The 17348-nt window shown below is 63.6% G+C and carries 17 protein-coding genes; 11 read left to right on the top strand and 6 right to left on the bottom strand.

The annotated features are described in order from the left end of the window. The first annotated feature begins 60 nt into the window (after nt 1-60). From ACYVG8_RS06835 to ACYVG8_RS06825, 3 genes are all read left to right on the top strand, one after another. A complete protein-coding gene (locus ACYVG8_RS06835; RefSeq protein ID WP_460745258.1) occupies nt 61-1023 on the top strand; it encodes a LysR family transcriptional regulator in 963 nt (320 codons plus the stop codon). Nucleotides 1024-1275: 252 nt separating this feature from the next. Then, nucleotides 1276-1623, top strand: coding sequence for a carboxymuconolactone decarboxylase family protein (locus ACYVG8_RS06830; RefSeq protein ID WP_199489822.1), 348 nt, complete (start codon nt 1276-1278; stop codon nt 1621-1623). 147 nt (nt 1624-1770) lie between these two features. Next, on the top strand, nt 1771-3414 hold the full coding sequence (locus tag ACYVG8_RS06825) for a PipA/GogA/GtgA family type III secretion system effector (RefSeq protein WP_112692591.1): 1644 nt from the start codon (nt 1771-1773) through the stop codon (nt 3412-3414). A 6-nt stretch (nt 3415-3420) separates the two neighbouring features. Here the strand turns inward: ACYVG8_RS06825 and ACYVG8_RS06820 are convergent, their stop codons facing one another. The 3 genes from ACYVG8_RS06820 to ACYVG8_RS06810 all read right to left on the bottom strand — a co-directional run bounded on the left by ACYVG8_RS06820 (nt 3421) and on the right by ACYVG8_RS06810 (nt 5175). Next, nucleotides 3421-4236 (bottom strand): crotonase/enoyl-CoA hydratase family protein, encoded by an 816-nt coding sequence (locus tag ACYVG8_RS06820; RefSeq protein ID WP_460745257.1) that lies wholly within the window; start codon nt 4234-4236, stop codon nt 3421-3423. 134 nt (nt 4237-4370) lie between these two features. Next, nucleotides 4371-4736 (bottom strand): H-NS histone family protein, encoded by a 366-nt coding sequence (locus tag ACYVG8_RS06815; RefSeq protein ID WP_107889896.1) that lies wholly within the window; start codon nt 4734-4736, stop codon nt 4371-4373. Between the two features lie 271 nt (nt 4737-5007). Continuing rightward, nucleotides 5008-5175 (bottom strand): hypothetical protein, encoded by a 168-nt coding sequence (locus ACYVG8_RS06810; protein WP_156952550.1) that lies wholly within the window; start codon nt 5173-5175, stop codon nt 5008-5010. A 130-nt stretch (nt 5176-5305) separates the two neighbouring features. Between ACYVG8_RS06810 and dapF the strand changes: the two genes are divergently transcribed. The 3 genes from dapF to ACYVG8_RS06795 are packed head-to-tail and all read left to right on the top strand — an operon-like array spanning nt 5306 to nt 7325. Further along, nucleotides 5306-6115, top strand: coding sequence for a diaminopimelate epimerase (gene dapF / locus ACYVG8_RS06805; protein ID WP_233495254.1), 810 nt, complete (start codon nt 5306-5308; stop codon nt 6113-6115). Then, nucleotides 6112-6756: a DUF484 family protein gene (locus ACYVG8_RS06800; protein ID WP_028499736.1), complete on the top strand. Its 645-nt coding sequence runs from the start codon at nt 6112-6114 to the stop codon at nt 6754-6756. Before dapF ends, ACYVG8_RS06800 begins: the two co-directional genes overlap by 4 nt. Next, on the top strand, nt 6753-7325 hold the full coding sequence (locus ACYVG8_RS06795) for a hypothetical protein (protein ID WP_112692590.1): 573 nt from the start codon (nt 6753-6755) through the stop codon (nt 7323-7325). Before ACYVG8_RS06800 ends, ACYVG8_RS06795 begins: the two co-directional genes overlap by 4 nt. Nucleotides 7326-7330: 5 nt before the next feature. On the opposite strand, the gene ACYVG8_RS06790 is transcribed toward ACYVG8_RS06795, so the two are convergent. The 3 genes from ACYVG8_RS06790 to ACYVG8_RS06780 all read right to left on the bottom strand — a co-directional run bounded on the left by ACYVG8_RS06790 (nt 7331) and on the right by ACYVG8_RS06780 (nt 10610). Beyond that, a complete protein-coding gene (locus ACYVG8_RS06790; RefSeq protein WP_460745256.1) occupies nt 7331-8131 on the bottom strand; it encodes a VanW family protein in 801 nt (266 codons plus the stop codon). Between the two features lie 138 nt (nt 8132-8269). Continuing rightward, nucleotides 8270-9667 carry a dihydrolipoyl dehydrogenase gene (locus tag ACYVG8_RS06785; RefSeq protein WP_460745255.1) on the bottom strand — a complete coding sequence of 466 codons (1398 nt, stop codon included), beginning with the start codon at nt 9665-9667 and terminating at the stop codon, nt 8270-8272. A 205-nt stretch (nt 9668-9872) separates the two neighbouring features. Continuing rightward, entirely contained in the window at nt 9873-10610 is a 738-nt protein-coding gene (locus ACYVG8_RS06780) for a glutathione peroxidase (protein WP_460745254.1), read from the bottom strand. Nucleotides 10611-10805: 195 nt separating this feature from the next. Between ACYVG8_RS06780 and trkA the strand changes: the two genes are divergently transcribed. From trkA to ACYVG8_RS06755, 5 genes are all read left to right on the top strand, one after another. Further along, complete coding sequence (trkA, locus tag ACYVG8_RS06775) at nt 10806-12179, top strand: Trk system potassium transporter TrkA (protein ID WP_028499740.1); 1374 nt, start codon at nt 10806-10808, stop codon at nt 12177-12179. Then, nucleotides 12179-13633 (top strand): TrkH family potassium uptake protein, encoded by a 1455-nt coding sequence (locus ACYVG8_RS06770; protein WP_028499741.1) that lies wholly within the window; start codon nt 12179-12181, stop codon nt 13631-13633. The genes trkA and ACYVG8_RS06770 overlap by 1 nt, the downstream gene beginning before the upstream one ends. Before the next feature lie 37 nt (nt 13634-13670). Further along, entirely contained in the window at nt 13671-15608 is a 1938-nt protein-coding gene (locus ACYVG8_RS06765; RefSeq protein ID WP_460745252.1) for a lytic transglycosylase domain-containing protein, read from the top strand. A 24-nt stretch (nt 15609-15632) separates the two neighbouring features. After that, nucleotides 15633-16577 (top strand): complex I NDUFA9 subunit family protein, encoded by a 945-nt coding sequence (locus ACYVG8_RS06760; protein ID WP_315384855.1) that lies wholly within the window; start codon nt 15633-15635, stop codon nt 16575-16577. A gap of 94 nt (nt 16578-16671) precedes the next feature. Then, nucleotides 16672-17348: hypothetical protein (locus ACYVG8_RS06755; RefSeq protein ID WP_460745251.1), on the top strand; the 677-nt coding region annotated here is incomplete at its 3' end.

Below are 17348 nucleotides of genomic sequence, written 5' to 3'. Positions count from 1 at the left end.
CTACCCATGACGTAAAATGGCATTATTTCAACAATCAATTACTATTTTTCATGGATAGTCATGCTTGAGCGAGCCCATCTGGTCATCGTGCGCGAAGTCGAACGACAGGGGTCGCTGACGGCCGCCGCCCGCGTGCTGTGCCTGACCCAGTCGGCGCTGAGCCACACCATGAAAAAGCTCGAGCAATCGCTGGGCACCGATATCTGGCTGCGCGAAGGGCGCAACCTGCGCCTGACGCAGGCCGGGCACTACCTGCTGGAAGTGGCCACCCGGCTGCTGCCGCAACTGGACCGGGCGGAAGACCGCCTGCGCCAGTTTGCCCATGGCGAACGTGGCACCCTGCGCATCGGCATGGAATGCCACCCGTGCTATCAATGGCTGCTCAAGGTGGTGTCGCCCTACCTGCTGCAGTGGCCGGACATCGACGTCGACGTAAAGCAGAAATTCCAGTTCGGCGGCATCGGCGCGCTGTTCGGCAACGAAATCGACCTGCTGGTCACGCCTGACCCGCTGTACAAGCCCGGATTGCATTTCGAGCCGGTATTCGACTATGAACAGGTGCTGGTGGTGAACCGCAGGCATGCGCTGGCCCGGGCGGCGCATGTCGAACCGGTACAACTGGCTGGCGAGGTATTGATTACCTATCCGGTGGAAATCAATCGGCTGGATATTTACAACCAGTTCCTGATGCCGGCCGGCATCAGTCCCCGACGGCACAAGGTCATCGAAACCACCGACATCATGCTGCAGATGGTGGCCTGCGGACGTGGCGTGGCCGCATTGCCGCGCTGGCTGGTGCAGGAATACAGCGGCAAGATGGAAGTGCAGCCGGTCCGGCTGGGTCCCCGCGGCATCAGCAAGCAGATTTTCCTGGGGGGGCGCGAAACGGAGGTGGATATTCCTTATCTGCGCGCCTTTATCGAACTGGCACGCCAGCCATTACCCCTGGACAGCAAGGCCGGGTTTCCGGATCACGGGAAACAGGATGGCATCGCAGGACCGCTGATACACCCCGATAGCTGAAGGGACGCCGGGGTCGCTTCGCGCGGCGCGACCAGGCTGGCGCAGCAGGGCAGGGGCGTGCCGGAGAGCATCCGCTCGATTTCCGGCGAAATCGGCACGGCCAGAAGGACATGTCGCGCTTCCCGGGCCAGGCCGGCACATTCAGCGCCGGCCAGCCGATCTGTCGGCAATCGTGATTTTCTGCGCCATATTCAATGCATGGCGTTCATCCCGGACGCTTCTCCGGCATGCCGGAGCCCAGGGAAAGGAATCATGATGTTGAACTGGAACGACTATCGCAAACAGCTCATGCGCCGGGTCGGCGAACTCGGAAAACTGTCTCCCGATACCTTGTCCGGCTATCAGGCGCTTTCGGGCGCCGGCCAGAAGACCGGCCATCTGGATGCCAGGACCCGTGAACTGATCGCCCTGGCCGTGGCGGTCACCACGCGCTGCGACGGCTGCATTGCCGTGCATGCGGACGCCGCCATCAAGCAGGGCGCCACCCGCGAGGAAGTGGCCGAGGCACTGGGTGTGGCCGTGGCACTGAATGCCGGCGCCGCCATGGTGTATTCGGCGCGGGTGATGGATGCACTGGCCGATGACAGCCAGGCAACGTGACGGCGGCGGAAGCGGCTGCAAAACCCGCATTGCAGGGGCCGGTGCGGCAGCACCTGGCTTCCCATACATAACACTTACTATTATTAAGGTAATAGTAAAAAATTGGCATTAAAGATAACGTAATTTACGTATTACGTTATCTTCATCATGCAACGACATGCGTCGCCGGAAAAACCGACAGATTGCGCAGAAAACAGAAAGACGTTTGCCGGATGGCGCTGCTATCACTTCACCCTGTCCCGATTGCACGCCCACACCTGGAATGGAATCTGCATGAGACCTGTCCTTCCTCCCATGCCAGCCGTGCAACAGCCGGGTCTGCCCGGACCGGGGGCAACGTCCACCATGGTGCGGGACCGCGAACTGGTGCGGAAATTTCCGGACCTTCTCATGCAGCTGCGCGACCCGTCGCCAGGCAGGATCATTCATGACCGGCAGGCGGCAGACACGCGTTGCCGCTTCCCGCCCGGGGAGATTGCCGGACAGCTTTTTGCCGAGGCCACGCTGCCGCCCCCTGACATGGCAGAGGACCATCATCACGTCGCCTCGACGCTGGCGACGGCCTACCGCAGCAGCGAGACATTCCGGCGGCTGTTCAACCACGCCTGGGACAGCGATCTGCGTTGCCCGGCGCGGCGCTGGGCGCTCGGGTCGCCTGGCAAGGATCCCGGCGTGGCCGGACACCGCCAGGTCATCGTGCTCGACAGGGCCCGGCTGGAAGCGGCAAGTTATCCCTCAGTCTCCGGTGAACAGCCGCTGGGCTGGACACGCGGTTGCCTGCAGGAAATCATCAGCGGTCTGCTTGGTGTGCCGGATGCCATCGATGCCCGCCATCCGCGTGGCGCGGCGGTGGAATACACCAATATCGTGCTCAAGGAACTCGGCTGCAGCAGCCCTGCCCGCCAGTCGTCCGCGGATATCGATATGCCATCATCCTTGCCCGCCGACAGGCTGACGAGCGCGCTCCGGCTGGCACAGCGTTATGTGCAGTGCGGGCGTCAGCCCGACACGGCGGTGACCCTGAGCGACATGGCAAGCATGCGGGAGGTGGCCAGATGCGAGAACGACAGGAAAACCGGCCTGAACCTGTCGCTGGCCGGCTCGATGGACGAGGTGGTTGCCCTGCTGGCCGGCAAGGCGCCGCCCTTTCATCTCCGGCTTGTTTTCAGGGAGCCGCGCCATGGCTACCATCACGTCTTTGCCGATATCGACGCGCAGCCCGGTCAGCCCCTCTCCGCCATCCTGATAGAAACGGCAGCTGCAGCGAGCGCCCATCCGCTTTATCAGCGCTTTTCGCAGGCGCTGGGACAGTTTGCGGACCGGCATGACGGCATGCTGCTGGCTGTCATCGACAGCCATGTGCAGCGCAGCCGGGGAGACTGCCTGATTTTCTGCATGTCCTTTGCGCTGAAATCGCACAGGCATGCGTCCAGTTTCACCCGGCTTCATCACGACCACCGCAGCGGTCAGCTGGCTTGTGCCAGGGTGAAGGACGACATTTTCAGCGGCATGGACATTCTGCTGCTGCCCAGCGCCTTGCTGCCTGCGGACTTCATCAAGCACACACATTCAGCACAACTGATACGTGAGCGCTTGCTTGCGGGAAATGACGACCAGGACGCGCGCGCCCTGCTTCGCCTCAAGATGGCATCGATCGAAGCAGGCCGTCGGCCGGAGCAGGCGGGAGCCTCTTCCGGCAGCCGCCCCTCTATTGAATACAAGCGGCTGGGTCTGATCCGGCGGGCGATCGCGGCGGTCTCCCGGCCCGATGACGGGCCGGCCGGGTCATAAGCCGCTTCAGTCGGCGAATTTCGGTGTCGATTTGCTCATCTGCGCCAGGATGGCGACCTGGATATCGTCGGAAACCAGCATGGCGGCGTTCCAGTGGGCAACAAAGGCCAGTCCTTCGGCAATGCTGTGATCCCGGCTGTAGTTCATTACCTGCTTGGTGCCACGTACGGCCAGCGGCGACTTGGTGGCGATTTCGCAGGCCAGGGCATCGGCGGCGGCCAGCACGGCTTCGGCGTCCGGATGGCAGCTGTTGACCAGGCCGATGCGCCCGGCCTCCGCGGCATCGATCCTGCGGCCGGTCATGGCCAGTTCCCGTGCCCTGCCCTCACCGACATTGCCGGCCAGACGCTGCAGTGTACCCAGGTCGGCGACCATGCCGACATCCACTTCCTTGACCGAGAAAAACGCATCTCCGGCGGCCAGGCGCATGTCGGCCGCCAGCGCAATATCCAGCCCGCCGCCGACGCAGGCGCCATGAATGGCGGCGATGACCGGCTTGCGACAATGCTCGATGCTGCTGACGGCGCGCTGCAGACGCTCGATGGTCAGCAGCAGTTTTTCCCGCTTGCGGGCTTCACAGTGATCCTGAATCTGCTGCTGCAGGCCGATCAGCATCTGCAGGTCAATGCCGGCGCAGAAATGCTTGCCATTGCCGGACAGGACAACGGCGCGGACTTCCGGCGCGTCACTTGCCCAGTCGAATGCCTGGTGAAGCTCACGCCACAGCGTGTCATCCATCGCATTGGCGCGATCAGGGCGGTTCAGTTTCAGGTGGGCAACCTGGTTTTCAACGAAAATGGCAATCGATTCAAGTTTCAACATGATTCCCCGATAGGCAAGTGCTGGACAGCGGCCATCATACCGTGCTGCAGCGAACTTGCGACGAATTGCATCGCCAGGTTCATTATCGGAAGCAGCGCCGCAAAAGTGAAACTGAATTGAAACAGCAGTACGATTCACTCCTCATTGTTGAATAAATCGAGCAATTCCTTGGGAATGGATTTTGCTGCCGTTCTGGACGGTTTTCCCGTCCTGTTCTGACGGTTTGCCGGAGCAGGCGATTCCTGGGCGGAAGAAGACGGCGCAGGTTCGGCCGGAACGTGCGACTTGTTGCTCAATGTGGCCTCAAGTTCGATGTCGAACTTGGCGGCCAGCTGCTTGACTGCATTGATGGCTTCAAGCCGTTCGTGCTTTCTGAGGGAGGCTATCTGTTCCTGAACGACATCGGCCAGGCTGGACAATTCAAACAGATTCATGTTTTTCACAAGCTGTTTCATGTCCTTGGTCGACATGCCACTGCCTTTTGCATTGTGTGTTGTCATTTGTGTATTCTCTTTCTCACCAATTCAATGGCGTCCGGATCCCGGTAACGGGTACCGCGCCCGCTGTGTTTGCCGGGGGCTGTTCATTACGCAAGCCGTTGCATGACAGTATATTCCGGACCGCAGGTGGGCCCGGAGGAAGGGAGGCGGATCCGGCGTCTCGCCCCCGCAAGGATGGGGGCCTGAACAGCGGTCTTCAAGCGCATGCCGTTAACAGCTGTTGTGTGCCCCTCGTCCGAATGGTGGACACCCTTGCATGATTAGCCATTTTTCAATGGTGATCAATCTTTTGTAAAAAAATTTTCAGCGTTTCCGCCGGACGGAAATCCGGTAATGCGAAACCGGCACCATCCTCACCGGCAATATTGCTGCGATTCAACGCCAGCCCCTGCCATCCTTTGCTATTCTTGCAACTTCCTGCAGGACCGTGACGCGACATGACATCCCGCCTCCGGCCTGTGGCGATGGCTTTCTTGTTATATTGAGGCGGCGAAGCGCAAGCCGTCTTGCGTTCAATGCGTTGATTCTACAATAAAAGTTGGCTCAAATTGAAGATTCCGTTTACCAAGATGCAGGGCCTCGGCAACGATTTTGTCGTGCTGGACGGGGTACGCCAGTCCATTTCGCTGTCCGCTGAACAGATCCGTCGACTGGGTGACCGTCGCTTCGGCATCGGATTCGACCAGTTGCTGCTGGTCGAACCAGCCCGGGAAGCCGGCCATGATTTCCGTTACCGGATTTTCAATAATGACGGCAGCGAGGTCGAGCAATGCGGCAATGGCGCGCGCTGTTTCGCCCGCTTCGTTCACGACCAGCATCTGACCGACAAGGCCGAGATCAGGGTCGAGACGGCGCGTGGCGTGATCGTGCCGAAGCTGGAAGCCGACGGGCTGGTCAGCGTCGACATGGGCAGTCCGCGTTTCATACCGGAGCAGATCCCGTTTCTGGCCGAGGCAGACGCCATTATCCACCCTTTGGAGGTGGCCGGGCGCACCATCGACCTGACGGTCGTGTCGATGGGCAACCCTCATGCGGTACAGGTGGTCGATGATGTCGATACCGCGCCGGTCACGGCCATCGGCGCGCTGATCGAGGCCCATCCGCGTTTCCCCGCCCGGGTCAACGCCGGCTTCATGCAGATTGTGTCCCGCAGCGAGATCCGCCTGCGGGTATTCGAACGCGGCGCCGGCGAGACGCTGGCCTGCGGTACCGGCGCCTGTGCCGCCGTGGTGGCCGGTATCCGGCGCGGACTGCTGGATGACACGGTCCTGGTGCATGCCAGGGGCGGGGACCTGACCATCCGCTGGCAAGGCGACCAATCGCCGGTGCTGATGACCGGACCCGCCGTCACTGTCTATCAAGGGGAAATTGCTCTGTGACTCCGCAAGCCGTAGCCGAATGGCTGATCGCCAACCCTGATTTCTTCGACCGTCACCCCGAAACCCTGCTGGAATTGCGCATTCCGGCACCGGCGCGCGGCGATACCATTCCGCTGATCGAACGACAGGTGCTGGCGCTGAAGGATCAGGCGCGGCAGCTGAATGTGGCCATGGCCCGCCTGATGGCCTACGGCGAGAGCAATGGCAATATCGTCGCCCAGGCGCACCGGCTGGCGGTCGGCCTGCTGGCCGCGCGCCGGGTCGAGGACATCATGGCTGCCGTGCGGCGCTCGCTGGAAGACGATTTCCAGCTGCGTGGCTGGGCGATCCGGCTCTGGCATCCGAAGGCAGAAGCTTTCGGCCTGCACGCGGCGCCCTTGCCGCTGGCGGAGCGCACCGTGGCGGCGCCATACGTCGGCCATTACCTGAGCCAGCAGGCGATGGACTGGCTGCCCGGCCACCATGTCTGGCAGTCGTTCGGCCTTGCCGTGCTGAAAACCGCTGATGGCGAACCATTTGGCGCGCTGGTGCTGGCCAGCGAGGACGAGCAGCGCTTTGCCACCGACATGGAAACCCTGCTGCTGGCCGATATTGCCGAACTGATCGCCACGGCCCTGACGCGCGAACTCGACCGGGCATGAGCCTGCTGGTGGCTGCGGCACTGCTGCCGCTCATCCTGGTCCACCTGCATGCGCTATGGCTGATGGTTTCGCGCCGCGACGGTATCGCCATTGCCTGTAGCCTCGCCGCCTGGCTGGTACTGGCCCTGCTGTTCAAGGCGCTGCGTCCGTCGATGCCACTGGCCGCCGTCTGGCTGCCCGGACTGTACCCGTACGCGCTGCTCGGCATCAGCGGCGTATTCTGGTCGATCAGCCGGGCACAGGGCGATACGGCGCGGGAAAAATGGAACTGGCTGCTGTCCCCTGCCCGGCCGGATGGCCCGCATGCGCTGTTCCTGTCGGTGCTGATCGGACATGCCGGCTTCGCCGTGCTGGCGCTGTGGGCGCGGCCGGCCCTGCTTGCCTACCTGTATGCACCGTCAGCGACGGCACTGTGTTTCCTCTGTTATTTCCTGATTCTGGGCGGGTACCAGTCCCGGCGGCATGGCCGGCGCCTGGGCGGGCTCTTTGTGTCGCTGTCCATTCTGGTGCTGCCGCCGGCCGCCATTGTCTTTTTCTCCGCACTGTCGTCCTGGTGGCAGGGCCGCTGACGGCTTCAGTCGACAGGGTATTTGACCACGACGTGATTGCGGTACAGCCGTTCGGAATGCAGCAGCACCGGGTCGTGACCCTTGCTGTACACATCGCGCCAGATTTCATTGTGCCGGAACACGGTTTCGCCCTGGCGAACAAAGCGGTGCGCTTTCTGATAGACGTGGTATTTCCTGTCGCGGGGCTGGTTGCACAGCAACTCCCCCTCAAGCTGTTCCCCGGTCATGTTGAACACCAGTTGAAACGTGCTGGCCGTCGGGTTGTGAAATACCAGGTCCACGTAATTGTAGAAAATGGCGGCGCCGGAACCGAATGGCAGAATGCGCCCTTCGTCGGGAAACGGGTCGAAACTGTGATTGGCGCGTTCTACCACCACCAGCGGCGAATGCATGATCATCCAGTGGATCAGATTGCTCAGCTGGCAAATCCCGCCCCCGACCCCGCTGCGCGCCTCACCCATCGACAATTCCATGCCCTCGACAAAACCCCGCTTTCGGGTCGGTTTTCCGACCAGCCGGCAGAACGAGAAATACTCGCCCGGGCCGATGGTCGTGCCGTGGATGGCGGCGCTGGCCAGCCGCAGATTGATCACCTTGTTATGCTGCAGGCGGATATCGCTGTCACCGAGTTTGCGTATCAGCTTTGACGTGTGCTTGATATGGCGATAGGCGAGTCGCTGCATCGGCGTGCGGGTACGCGCATAGTGGCGGGACGACAGCCACCAGCCGAGACGACGATACGTTCTTTTCTGCAGCACGCGCAGCCAGTACAGCACGGGATGGTACGAGGACAGCGGCCTACGCATGCCGCGTTACTTCATGAATCATGGGGTTCTGGTGCTCGGCGGAAACAGTTTCGCCGGCACCTTAGCCTATCCGGAACAGGGCGTCCATGCACTGCCCGGGCGGGCCAGGCGTGAGTCTGCCTGGCCCGCCCGGGGGACTCAGTTGCGGATCGCGGCCAGTTTGGTGGCAGCATCGCGCAGTGCGGTGCGCAGCCCTTCTTCCACCACCGGGTGGTAGAACGGCATCGCCAGCATCTGTTCGATGGTCAGCGACTGCTGATGGCTCCAGGCCAGCAGGTGGGCAATGTTTTCCGCACGCGGCCCGGCCCATTCCGCGCCGAGGAAGCGACCGCTGTCACGATCGGCGTAGACATGCATCAGCCCGCGATTTTTCAGCATGACCCGGCTGCGGCCCTGATCGGCGAAATCGACTTCACCAACCACGATCCGTTCCGGGTCCAGTTCGGCATGGCGCTGGCCGACCATCGCGAGTTGCGGATCGGAAAACACCACGGCGATCGTCGAGCGGCGGCGCAGCGCCGACAGCGCAGGCCATGCCGCCGCGTTTTCGCCGGCCAGTCGCCCCTCGTCGGCGGCTTCGTGCAGCAGCGGCAGGACATTGTTGGCGTCGCCGGCAATGAAAATCGGCGCGTCACCACATTGCAGCGTGACCGGGTCGAACAGCGGCACGCCACGCGCATCCAGCGCCAGGCCGGTATTTTCCAGCCCCAGCCCGCGCACATTCGGCGCCCGTCCGGTGGCAGCCAGCAGGTAGTCGAAGCGCTCTTCGACCTGTTCGCCGGCCAGATTCACATACGGAATCACGATCTCGTCGCCGTCGCGGCGGATCTCGCCGACCGTGGCCGCCGGGTCGAGATAGAACTCCTGCTGGAACAGCGCGGTGACATGGTCGCGGATGGCCGGGTCGGACAGCGGACCGACACTGCCGCTCATGCCGAACAGGCGCACCCCGACCCCGAGCCGCGACAGCGCCTGACCGAGTTCCAGCCCGATCACGCCGGGGCCGAACACGGCAACCCGGCCCGGCAGCGTGTCCCAGGAGAACACATCGTCATTGATGATCAGGCGATCGCCGGCAGCGCGGAACGGCGGCGGCACGACCGGCGACGAGCCGGTGGCCAGCACGATGCGCCCGGCGCGGACCCGGATATCGTCGCCGACCTGCAGCGTGGTGTTGTCGATGAAGCGGGCAATGCCGGACAGCTTGTCCGTGGCCGGAATGTCGTCGACACCGCGCACAACAAAGCCGACAAAACGGTCGCGTTCGCGCCGTACCCGTTCCATGACGGCGCGACCGTCCACTGACACGCCGGCCACCTGCACGCCGAACGGGGCCGCATGGCGGGCTTCATGGGCGGCTTCGGCGGCGGCGATCAGCAGTTTGGACGGCATGCAGCCGACACGGGCGCAGGTAGTGCCGTGGGCATAGCCCTCGATCAGGACAGCGGTCTTGCCGGCAGCCTTGACCGCGCGATAGGCAGCGAGGCCGGCAGTGCCGGCACCAATGATGGCGACATCAGGACGAATCTCTTGCATTTTGCTCTCCGTGAAAAGGGGGGCGAACCGGAAAATGGCAACACGGCGGCAGCGAACTGCGCTGGCATGTTCGGGCTCGGGTCAGGATCAGGGGAAAACCGGGAAAGACATCCGGCCGGCGGAAGCCGCCGGATGTCGCGAACGCAGGCAAGGACGCCGCATCCTGTCCCGCCCGCGCCGGACGGCGCAGGCGGGGTATCACGCATCAGGCAGCGAGGAACTTTTCCAGCGCTTCGGCATTGCCGATCAGGCGGCCGTTGATGAAGATCTGCGGCGCGGTCATTTCGCCGGACACGGCGCCGAGCACCTTGCCGCGGATCTTGTTGTCCAGCGGCACGTCGGCGTACACATAGCCGTTCTCTTCCAGCAGGCGCTTGGCTCTGGCGCAGAACGAGCAACCGACCTTGGAGAACACCACGACCTGATCCGGCTTCTTGGCGTTCGGGTTGATGTAGTCCAGCATGGTATCGGCGTCGGACACCTTGAACGGGTCGCCCGGTTCCTGCGGCTCGATGAACATCTTCTCGACCACGCCGTCCTTGACCAGCATGGAATAGCGCCAGCTGCGCTTGCCGAAGCCGAGGTCGGCCTTGTCGACCAGCATGCCCATGCCGTCGGTGAACTCGCCGTTGCCGTCCGGCACCATGACGATGGTGCCGGCTTCCTGGTCCTTCGCCCATTCATTCATGACGAAGGTGTCGTTGACCGATACACACAGGATGGCATCGACGCCGTTTTTGGCGAAGGCCGGGGCCAGTTCGTTGTAGCGCGGCAGGTGGGTCGACGAGCAGGTCGGCGTGAATGCACCGGGCAGCGAGAACAGGACGACGGTCTTGCCCTTGAAGAGATCATCGGTGGTGACATCCTTCCACTCGTTGTTTTCACGAACACGGAAAGTGACGTTCGGTACGCGTTGGCCTTCACGATGGGTCAGTTGGGTCATGTTCATCTCCTTGGGTTGACGTTGTCTGGGGAGCTTCGATGGGATGCAGTATCCCGCCAGCCACAGTATGCGTCTAATTTATTATCATCAATGTGTCGATTGTAATTGACTATGCTGTGGCGGCGGGGTTCGGTTCGCCGTGTCCGTCACGTAAAATACCCCGATCGACAAACTGCAAACGGATGGCGGGCTTACGTGAAAATACTGGTTCTGGGCGGTGGGCAGGTCGGCGCCAGCGTGGTCGAGAATCTCGCCAGCGAAGCCAATGACATTACCGTGATCGATCTGGACGCGGCGCCACTGAAACTGCTGCAGGACCGGCTGGACATTCAGACCCTGGTCGGCAACGCCGCCCATCCGTCAGTGCTGCAGGCGGCGGGCGCCGCCGACTGCGACATGCTGCTGGCGCTGACCCGCGATGACGAGACCAATCTGGTCGCCTGCAAGATTGCCTCCAGCCTGTTCAACGTGCCGACCAAGATCGCCCGGGTCCGCTCCGCCGACTATGTCGAGCATGGTGATGGGCACACGCTGGAACAGTTTGGCGTCGACACCACGCTGTGCCCGGAACAGATCGTGACCGACAACCTGTACCGGCTGTTTACCTGTCCCGGCGCCCTGCAGGTAGTCGAGTTCGCCAACGGTCGCGCACAGCTGGTCGCGGTTCGCGCCCATACCGGCGGCGAACTGGTCGGCAAGACGCTGGACACCATCGCCGACGACATTCCCGATGCCGAGTGCCGGATCAGCGCTGTCTATCGCGGCGACCGGCTGATCATTCCCGATGGCAAGACCGTACTGGACAGCGGCGACGAGGTGTTCTTCGTCGCGGCGACACCGCACGTGCCGGCGATCCTGCGGGCGCTGCGTGCCAGCGAAACGCCGATCAAGCGGGTCATGATCGCCGGTGGCGGCAATATCGGCTTCCGGCTCGCCAGCCGGCTGGAAACCGATTTCGAGGTCAAGGTGATCGAGAAGCGCCGCGAGCGCTGTGAGTGGCTGACCGAACGACTGGGCAGCACGCTGGTGCTGCATGGCGAGGGCACCGACGAGGAGTTGCTCGAGCAGGAATACATCGACGAGATGGACATGTTCTGCGCGCTGACCAACGACGACGAGGACAATATCATGTCCGCGTTGCTGGCCAAGCGCATGGGGGCCCGGCGGGTGATTGCGCTGGTCAACCGGCTGTCGTACGCCGACCTGCTGCAGGGCGACCGCATTGACGTGGTGCTGTCCCCTCACCTGTCGACCATCGGCTCGCTGCTGGCCTATATCCGCCGCGGCGACATCGAGGCGGTGCATCCGCTGCGGCGCGGCAAGGTCGAAGCGCTGGAGGCCATCGTCCACGGCGACCGCAAGACCTCGCGCCTGGTCGGCCGGATGATCCAGGACGTCGATCTGCCGCAGGGCTGCTATATCAGTGCCATCGTCCGCGATGAGCGGGTGATGATGGCCCACCATGACCAGGTGGTCGAATCCGGCGATCACCTGATCGTCTTCGTGGCCCGTCGCCGCCAGGTGCGCAAGGTCGAACAGCTGTTCGAAGTCAAGCTGGGGTTCTTCTGATGTACAAGCTCATGCCCATCCTGCATGTGCTGTCCAAGCTGGTCATGCTGTTTTCCGGGCTGTTCATCTTCCCGTCGCTGGTGTCGATCTATTACCACGATGGCGCCCTCGACGATTTTCTGGCCTCGATGTTCGTCGGTCTGTCCGTCGGTCTGTTCCTGTGGGCGGCGACCCGCCGCTACGAGCGCGAGCTGAGGCCGCGGGACGGCTTCGTGCTGGTATCGCTGCTGTGGATCGGCTTTGCCGCGACGGCCACCACGCCGTTCCTGCTGTACTACCCGCACATGAATGTCGCCCAGGCCTTCTTCGAGGCGATGAGCGGACTGACCACCACCGGTGCCACGGTGCTGTCCGATCTCGACAGCCTGCCGCAGTCGATCAATTTCTGGCGTCACTTCCTCAGCTGGCTCGGCGGCATGGGCATCATCGTGCTGGCGGTCGCGGTGCTGCCGCTGCTCGGCGTCGGCGGCATGCAGCTGTACAAGGCCGAGATGGCCGGGCCGATGAAGGACAGCAAGCTGACACCGCGCATCATGCAGACCGCGAAAAACCTGTGGACGGCCTATGCGGCGCTGACACTGGCGGCCTTCCTGTGCCTGCGTCTGGCCGGCATGAGCTGGTTCGATGCGCTGTGCCATGCGTTCACTTCGCTGTCGCTGGGCGGATTCTCGTCGCGCAGCGACAGCATTGCCTACTTCGATTCGCTGGCGATCGAGCTGGTGATGATCGTGTTCATGCTGCTCGGCGCCATGAACTTCGCCAACCACTTCCTGGCCTTCCGCAACCGTTCGATCCGCCATTTCCTGCACGATGCCGAAACCCGCAGCGTGCTCGGCGTGATGGGCGTCAGCATCATCGGCCTGTCCGGCTACCTGGCCTGGCACAGCAATTACGACTATTTCACCGCCATGCGCCTGGTCAGCTTCAACCTGGTGTCGGTGGCAACCGGTTCCGGCTTCGTCAGCGCCGACTTCGGCAACTGGCCGCTGTCGGTGCCGCTGTGGATGCTGATGCTGTCCTGCTTTGCCGTCTGCACCGGCTCCACCGGCGGCGGCATCAAGATGGGCCGGGCGCTGATCCTGTTCCGCCAGGCCTCGGGCGACATCATCCGTCTGCTGCACCCGACGGCCGTCGTGCCGGTCAAGATCAATCAGCGCGTGGTGCCACCGCAGGTGGTGCAGTCCATACTGAGTTTCATCTTTGCCTACATCGCCTGCATGGTACTGTCGACCTTTGTCTTCATGATGAGCGGGCTGGATTTCCTGTCGGCCTTCACCGCCGTCATTGCCTGCATCAACAATACCGGCGTCGGGCTGGGCGTCGTCGGCCCGTCGTCGAATTTCAGCGTGCTGAACGATTTCCAGATCTGGATGGGTTCGCTGCTGATGCTGCTCGGCCGGCTGGAAATTTTCACCCTGCTGATCATCGTTACCCCGGCGTTCTGGCGCAAATGACCGCCTGTTGCAAACCGTTTATGAATCAAGTTGAGCCATGATGACGTTTCCCCGACTGACACTGACCACCCTCGCCTGCCTCGCCGTTTTCTCGCTGCCGGCCTGTGCCGGTGATGCCGACATCGTGTCCGCACGCGACGCGGCACGACGCAATGACAGCGTGGCGCTGGACGCCGCTGCTGCCGCGGCGCAAAACGACCTGCTGGCCGGCTATCCTCAGTTCTGGCGGCTGGCCCGCTCGCTGGACCGTGCCTCCCCCACGGAAGTGCATGGTTTTATCGACCGCAACAGCGACGGCCCGCTCGGTGAACAGCTGCGCCTGCTGTGGGCCAAGCAGCTGGCGAAGTCCGGCCTGTGGCGGGATTTTGCCGCCGAGTATGCGGCACTGCCGGAAGCGGCACGCGATGATGAAGTCGAATGCTATGCCCTGGCCGAGCGCATTCTCGACAACAACGACAAGGCGGCCGTCGCCACCGCACTGAAAACGCGCTGGCGCATCGGCAGGGCCCAGTCCGCCGGCTGCGAAACCCTGATCCGCACCGTGGCCCGCAGCGGCATGGTGACCGACGACGACCTGTGGCTGCGGGCCCAGGCATTGCTGGCAGCCGATCGCACCACGGCTGCGCGCGAGCTGACCGCCGGCACCGCCACGCCGCTGACCGCCGCCGGCATCGCCCGGCCTGAACTGGCCGACATGTCGACCCCGGCCGGCCGTACTCTGCGGCTGTATGCGATCCAGAAACAGATGCGCAAGGACATCACCGGCGCCGCGGCACAGCTGGCCTCGCTGCAGGACCGGCTGCCGGCACGGGACGTCGGCGTGCTGTGGGGGCAGATCGGACTGGCGTCGGCCCGCAAGCTGGACACCATTGGCGCCCTGTCGTACTTCGCGCGCGCCGACAAGGCGTCGCTGAGCAATGAACAGTGGGAATGGTGGGCACGTGCGGCGCTGCGCGAAGGCCGCTGGCCGACGGTACAGAGCGTGATCGAGTCGATGCCCGCCACGCTGGCCGACAACGCCAGCTGGCTGTACTGGCACGGTCGCGCCCTGGCCGCCCAGGGCAAGCCGGGCGCGAACCGCGATTACCAGCGCGCCAGTGACACCGGCAACGGTTTCTACCCGCTGATGTCGCGCGAGGAGCTCGGCAGCAGTTCGCAGCCGGCGCAGTCGGCCTGGAAGCCCGATGCGCGCGAAATCGACAAGGTGCGCACCCAGCCGGCGGTGCAGCGCTCGCTGGCGCTGCTGAATATCGCCAACAGCTATGCCCGTCCGGAATTCCGCGAAGATGCCAAGCGTGAATGGCGCTGGGCCATGCGTGACAAGAATGACGCCTGGCTGCTGTCCGCTGCCGAAATCGCCCGCCAGGCGAATTTCTACGACATGAGCATCTACAGTGCCGACCGCACCCGCAGCCAGCACGACTGGAGCCTGCGCTACCTGTCGCCGTTCCGCGACGTGACGCGGCGCTACGCCAGCCAGATGGGGCTGGATGAAGCCTGGATCTATGGCCTGATCCGCCAGGAAAGCCGCTTCGTCAACGTGGCCCGCTCCGGCGTCGGCGCCTCCGGCCTGATGCAATTGATGCCGGCCACCGCCAAATGGGTGGCCAGCAAGTCGGGCATGGGCAGTTACTCGGTCAACGATATCGAACACAATATCCAGCTCGGCACCTGGTATCTGAACTACGTGTATACCTCGCTGGGCGACGCCGTGCGGGCCACGGCCGCCTATAACGCCGGCCCGGGCCGGGCGCGGGCCTGGCAGGCCGAGCGGCCGCTGGAGGGCGCGATCTATGCAGAAACCATTCCGTTCACGGAAACCCGCGATTACGTGCAGAAGGTGATGGCCAACGCCGTCCACTATGCATCGGTATTCGGCCATAGCCGGATTGCACTGAAGGACCGCCTCGGCGTCATTCCGCCGCGTGGTGGCGCAGCCGTCGCCAACCCGTCCCCGTCTCCGGACGGCAACTGATTTGTCCCTTGCGGAGAAACAACCATGTACCCACTGCAACGCTTCTGCCTGATCGGCGGCAGCGGTTTTATCGGCACCTATCTCGCTGAGCGGCTGATCCGTGCCGGCAAGCGGGTCACCATCCCGACCCGGCAGTTCGAGCGGGCGAAGCGGCGGGTGCTGTCGCTGCCGCAACTTGAGCTGGCCGAAGTCAACATCGGTGACGCCGATGCGCTGGCTGCCCTGCTGCGCGGCCATGATGCCGTGGTCAATCTGGTTGGCATCCTGCATGGCAGTCGCCAGGATTTCGAGCGGGCCCATGTCGACCTGACCGGCACGATCCTGCGCGCCTGCCAGCTGGCTGGCGTCCGCCGCTATGGCCATATCAGCGCCATCGGTGCCGCCCCGGACGCGGCCAGCGACTACCAGCGCAGCAAGGCGCAGGCAGAAGCCCTGGTGCGCGACTCCGGGCTGGACTGGACCCTGTTCCGGCCGTCGGTGGTGTTCGGACGCGAGGATCACTTCCTGAACCTGTTCGCCTGCCTGCAGCGCTATCTGCCGCTGCTGCCGCTGGCCGGTGCCGATACCCGTTTCCAGCCGGTCTGGGTCGACGATGTCGCCCGGGCCATTGTGGCCGCGCTGGCCTGCGATGCCGCGGTCGGCAAGACACTGGAGCTGGTCGGACCCGACATCCTGACCCTGCGCGAACTGGTGAAGAAGGTCGGCCGCTGGAGCGGTCATCCCCGGCCGGTCATCGGCCTGCCGACCGGACTGGCACTGCTGCAGGCCGGGTTGATGGAGTGCCTGCCCGGCCAGCCACTGATGTCGCGCGACAATGTGCGTTCGCTGGCCACCGACAATGTCGGCAGCCAGGGTTTTCCGTCCGGCCTGCTCGGTTTTGCGCCGTCGTCATTGAATGCGATTGCCCCCGGCTGGCTGGCGGGTGGCGACAGCGCCTTCGACCGGCTGCGCGCGGGCGCCCGCCGCTGAGACGCGGACAGGCACGTTTGTCGGCATGTCACTTGCCGTGATGGCGGGCTTTCTATGCTGAGAGCTGTCAATGCGCCTGCCACTGGAGCATGCGATGCCAACGCTCCCAGACATGCCGACGGCCCATCGCTGCGCCGGCACCCCGACCGTCACTGTCCACGACAACCAGCGCCGGGCCGTTCGCGTCATTCGCTACAACCACCTCGACGATGAAGCCGCCGACGAGCGTATCGAGCGCCACACCTTCTCGCACACCGGCTTCCCGCTCGACAGCAGTGATGCCCGACTGGCCGACAGCGGCCAGTCGGCCAACTTCCGTTACCAGTGCTCGCTGTCCGGCCGCGCGCTGGCCACCGCCAGCCAGGATGCCGGCGCCAGCCAGATCCTGTTCGATATCGAGGGCGCTTCGGTCTGGAACCGCGATGCCCTCGGCAATTCGCAACGCTTTGCCCACGACCCGCTGCACCGCCTCAGCAGCGTCAGCGACAACGGCGTCAGCAGCGAACAGCTGGTCTACGGCGAAACGGCCGTCGTCGCCGGTGCCAATCGCCGCGGCCAGTTGCTGCAGCATGACGACCCGGCCGGACGCGTCTCCACGCCCGCCTACGCGCTGACCGGCCTGCTGCTGACCGAACAGCGCCAGTTCCTCGGCGACGACGGCAAGACGCTGGAAACCACCGTTTACACCTCCCGCTACCATTACGACGCACTCGGTACGCTGCGGCAGTTGACCGATGCCGTCGGCAACCGCCGCCGGCAGACCCTGAACGT

The organism is Microvirgula curvata, assembly GCF_054781615.1.
This window is presented reverse-complemented; position numbering and strand designations above follow the sequence as displayed.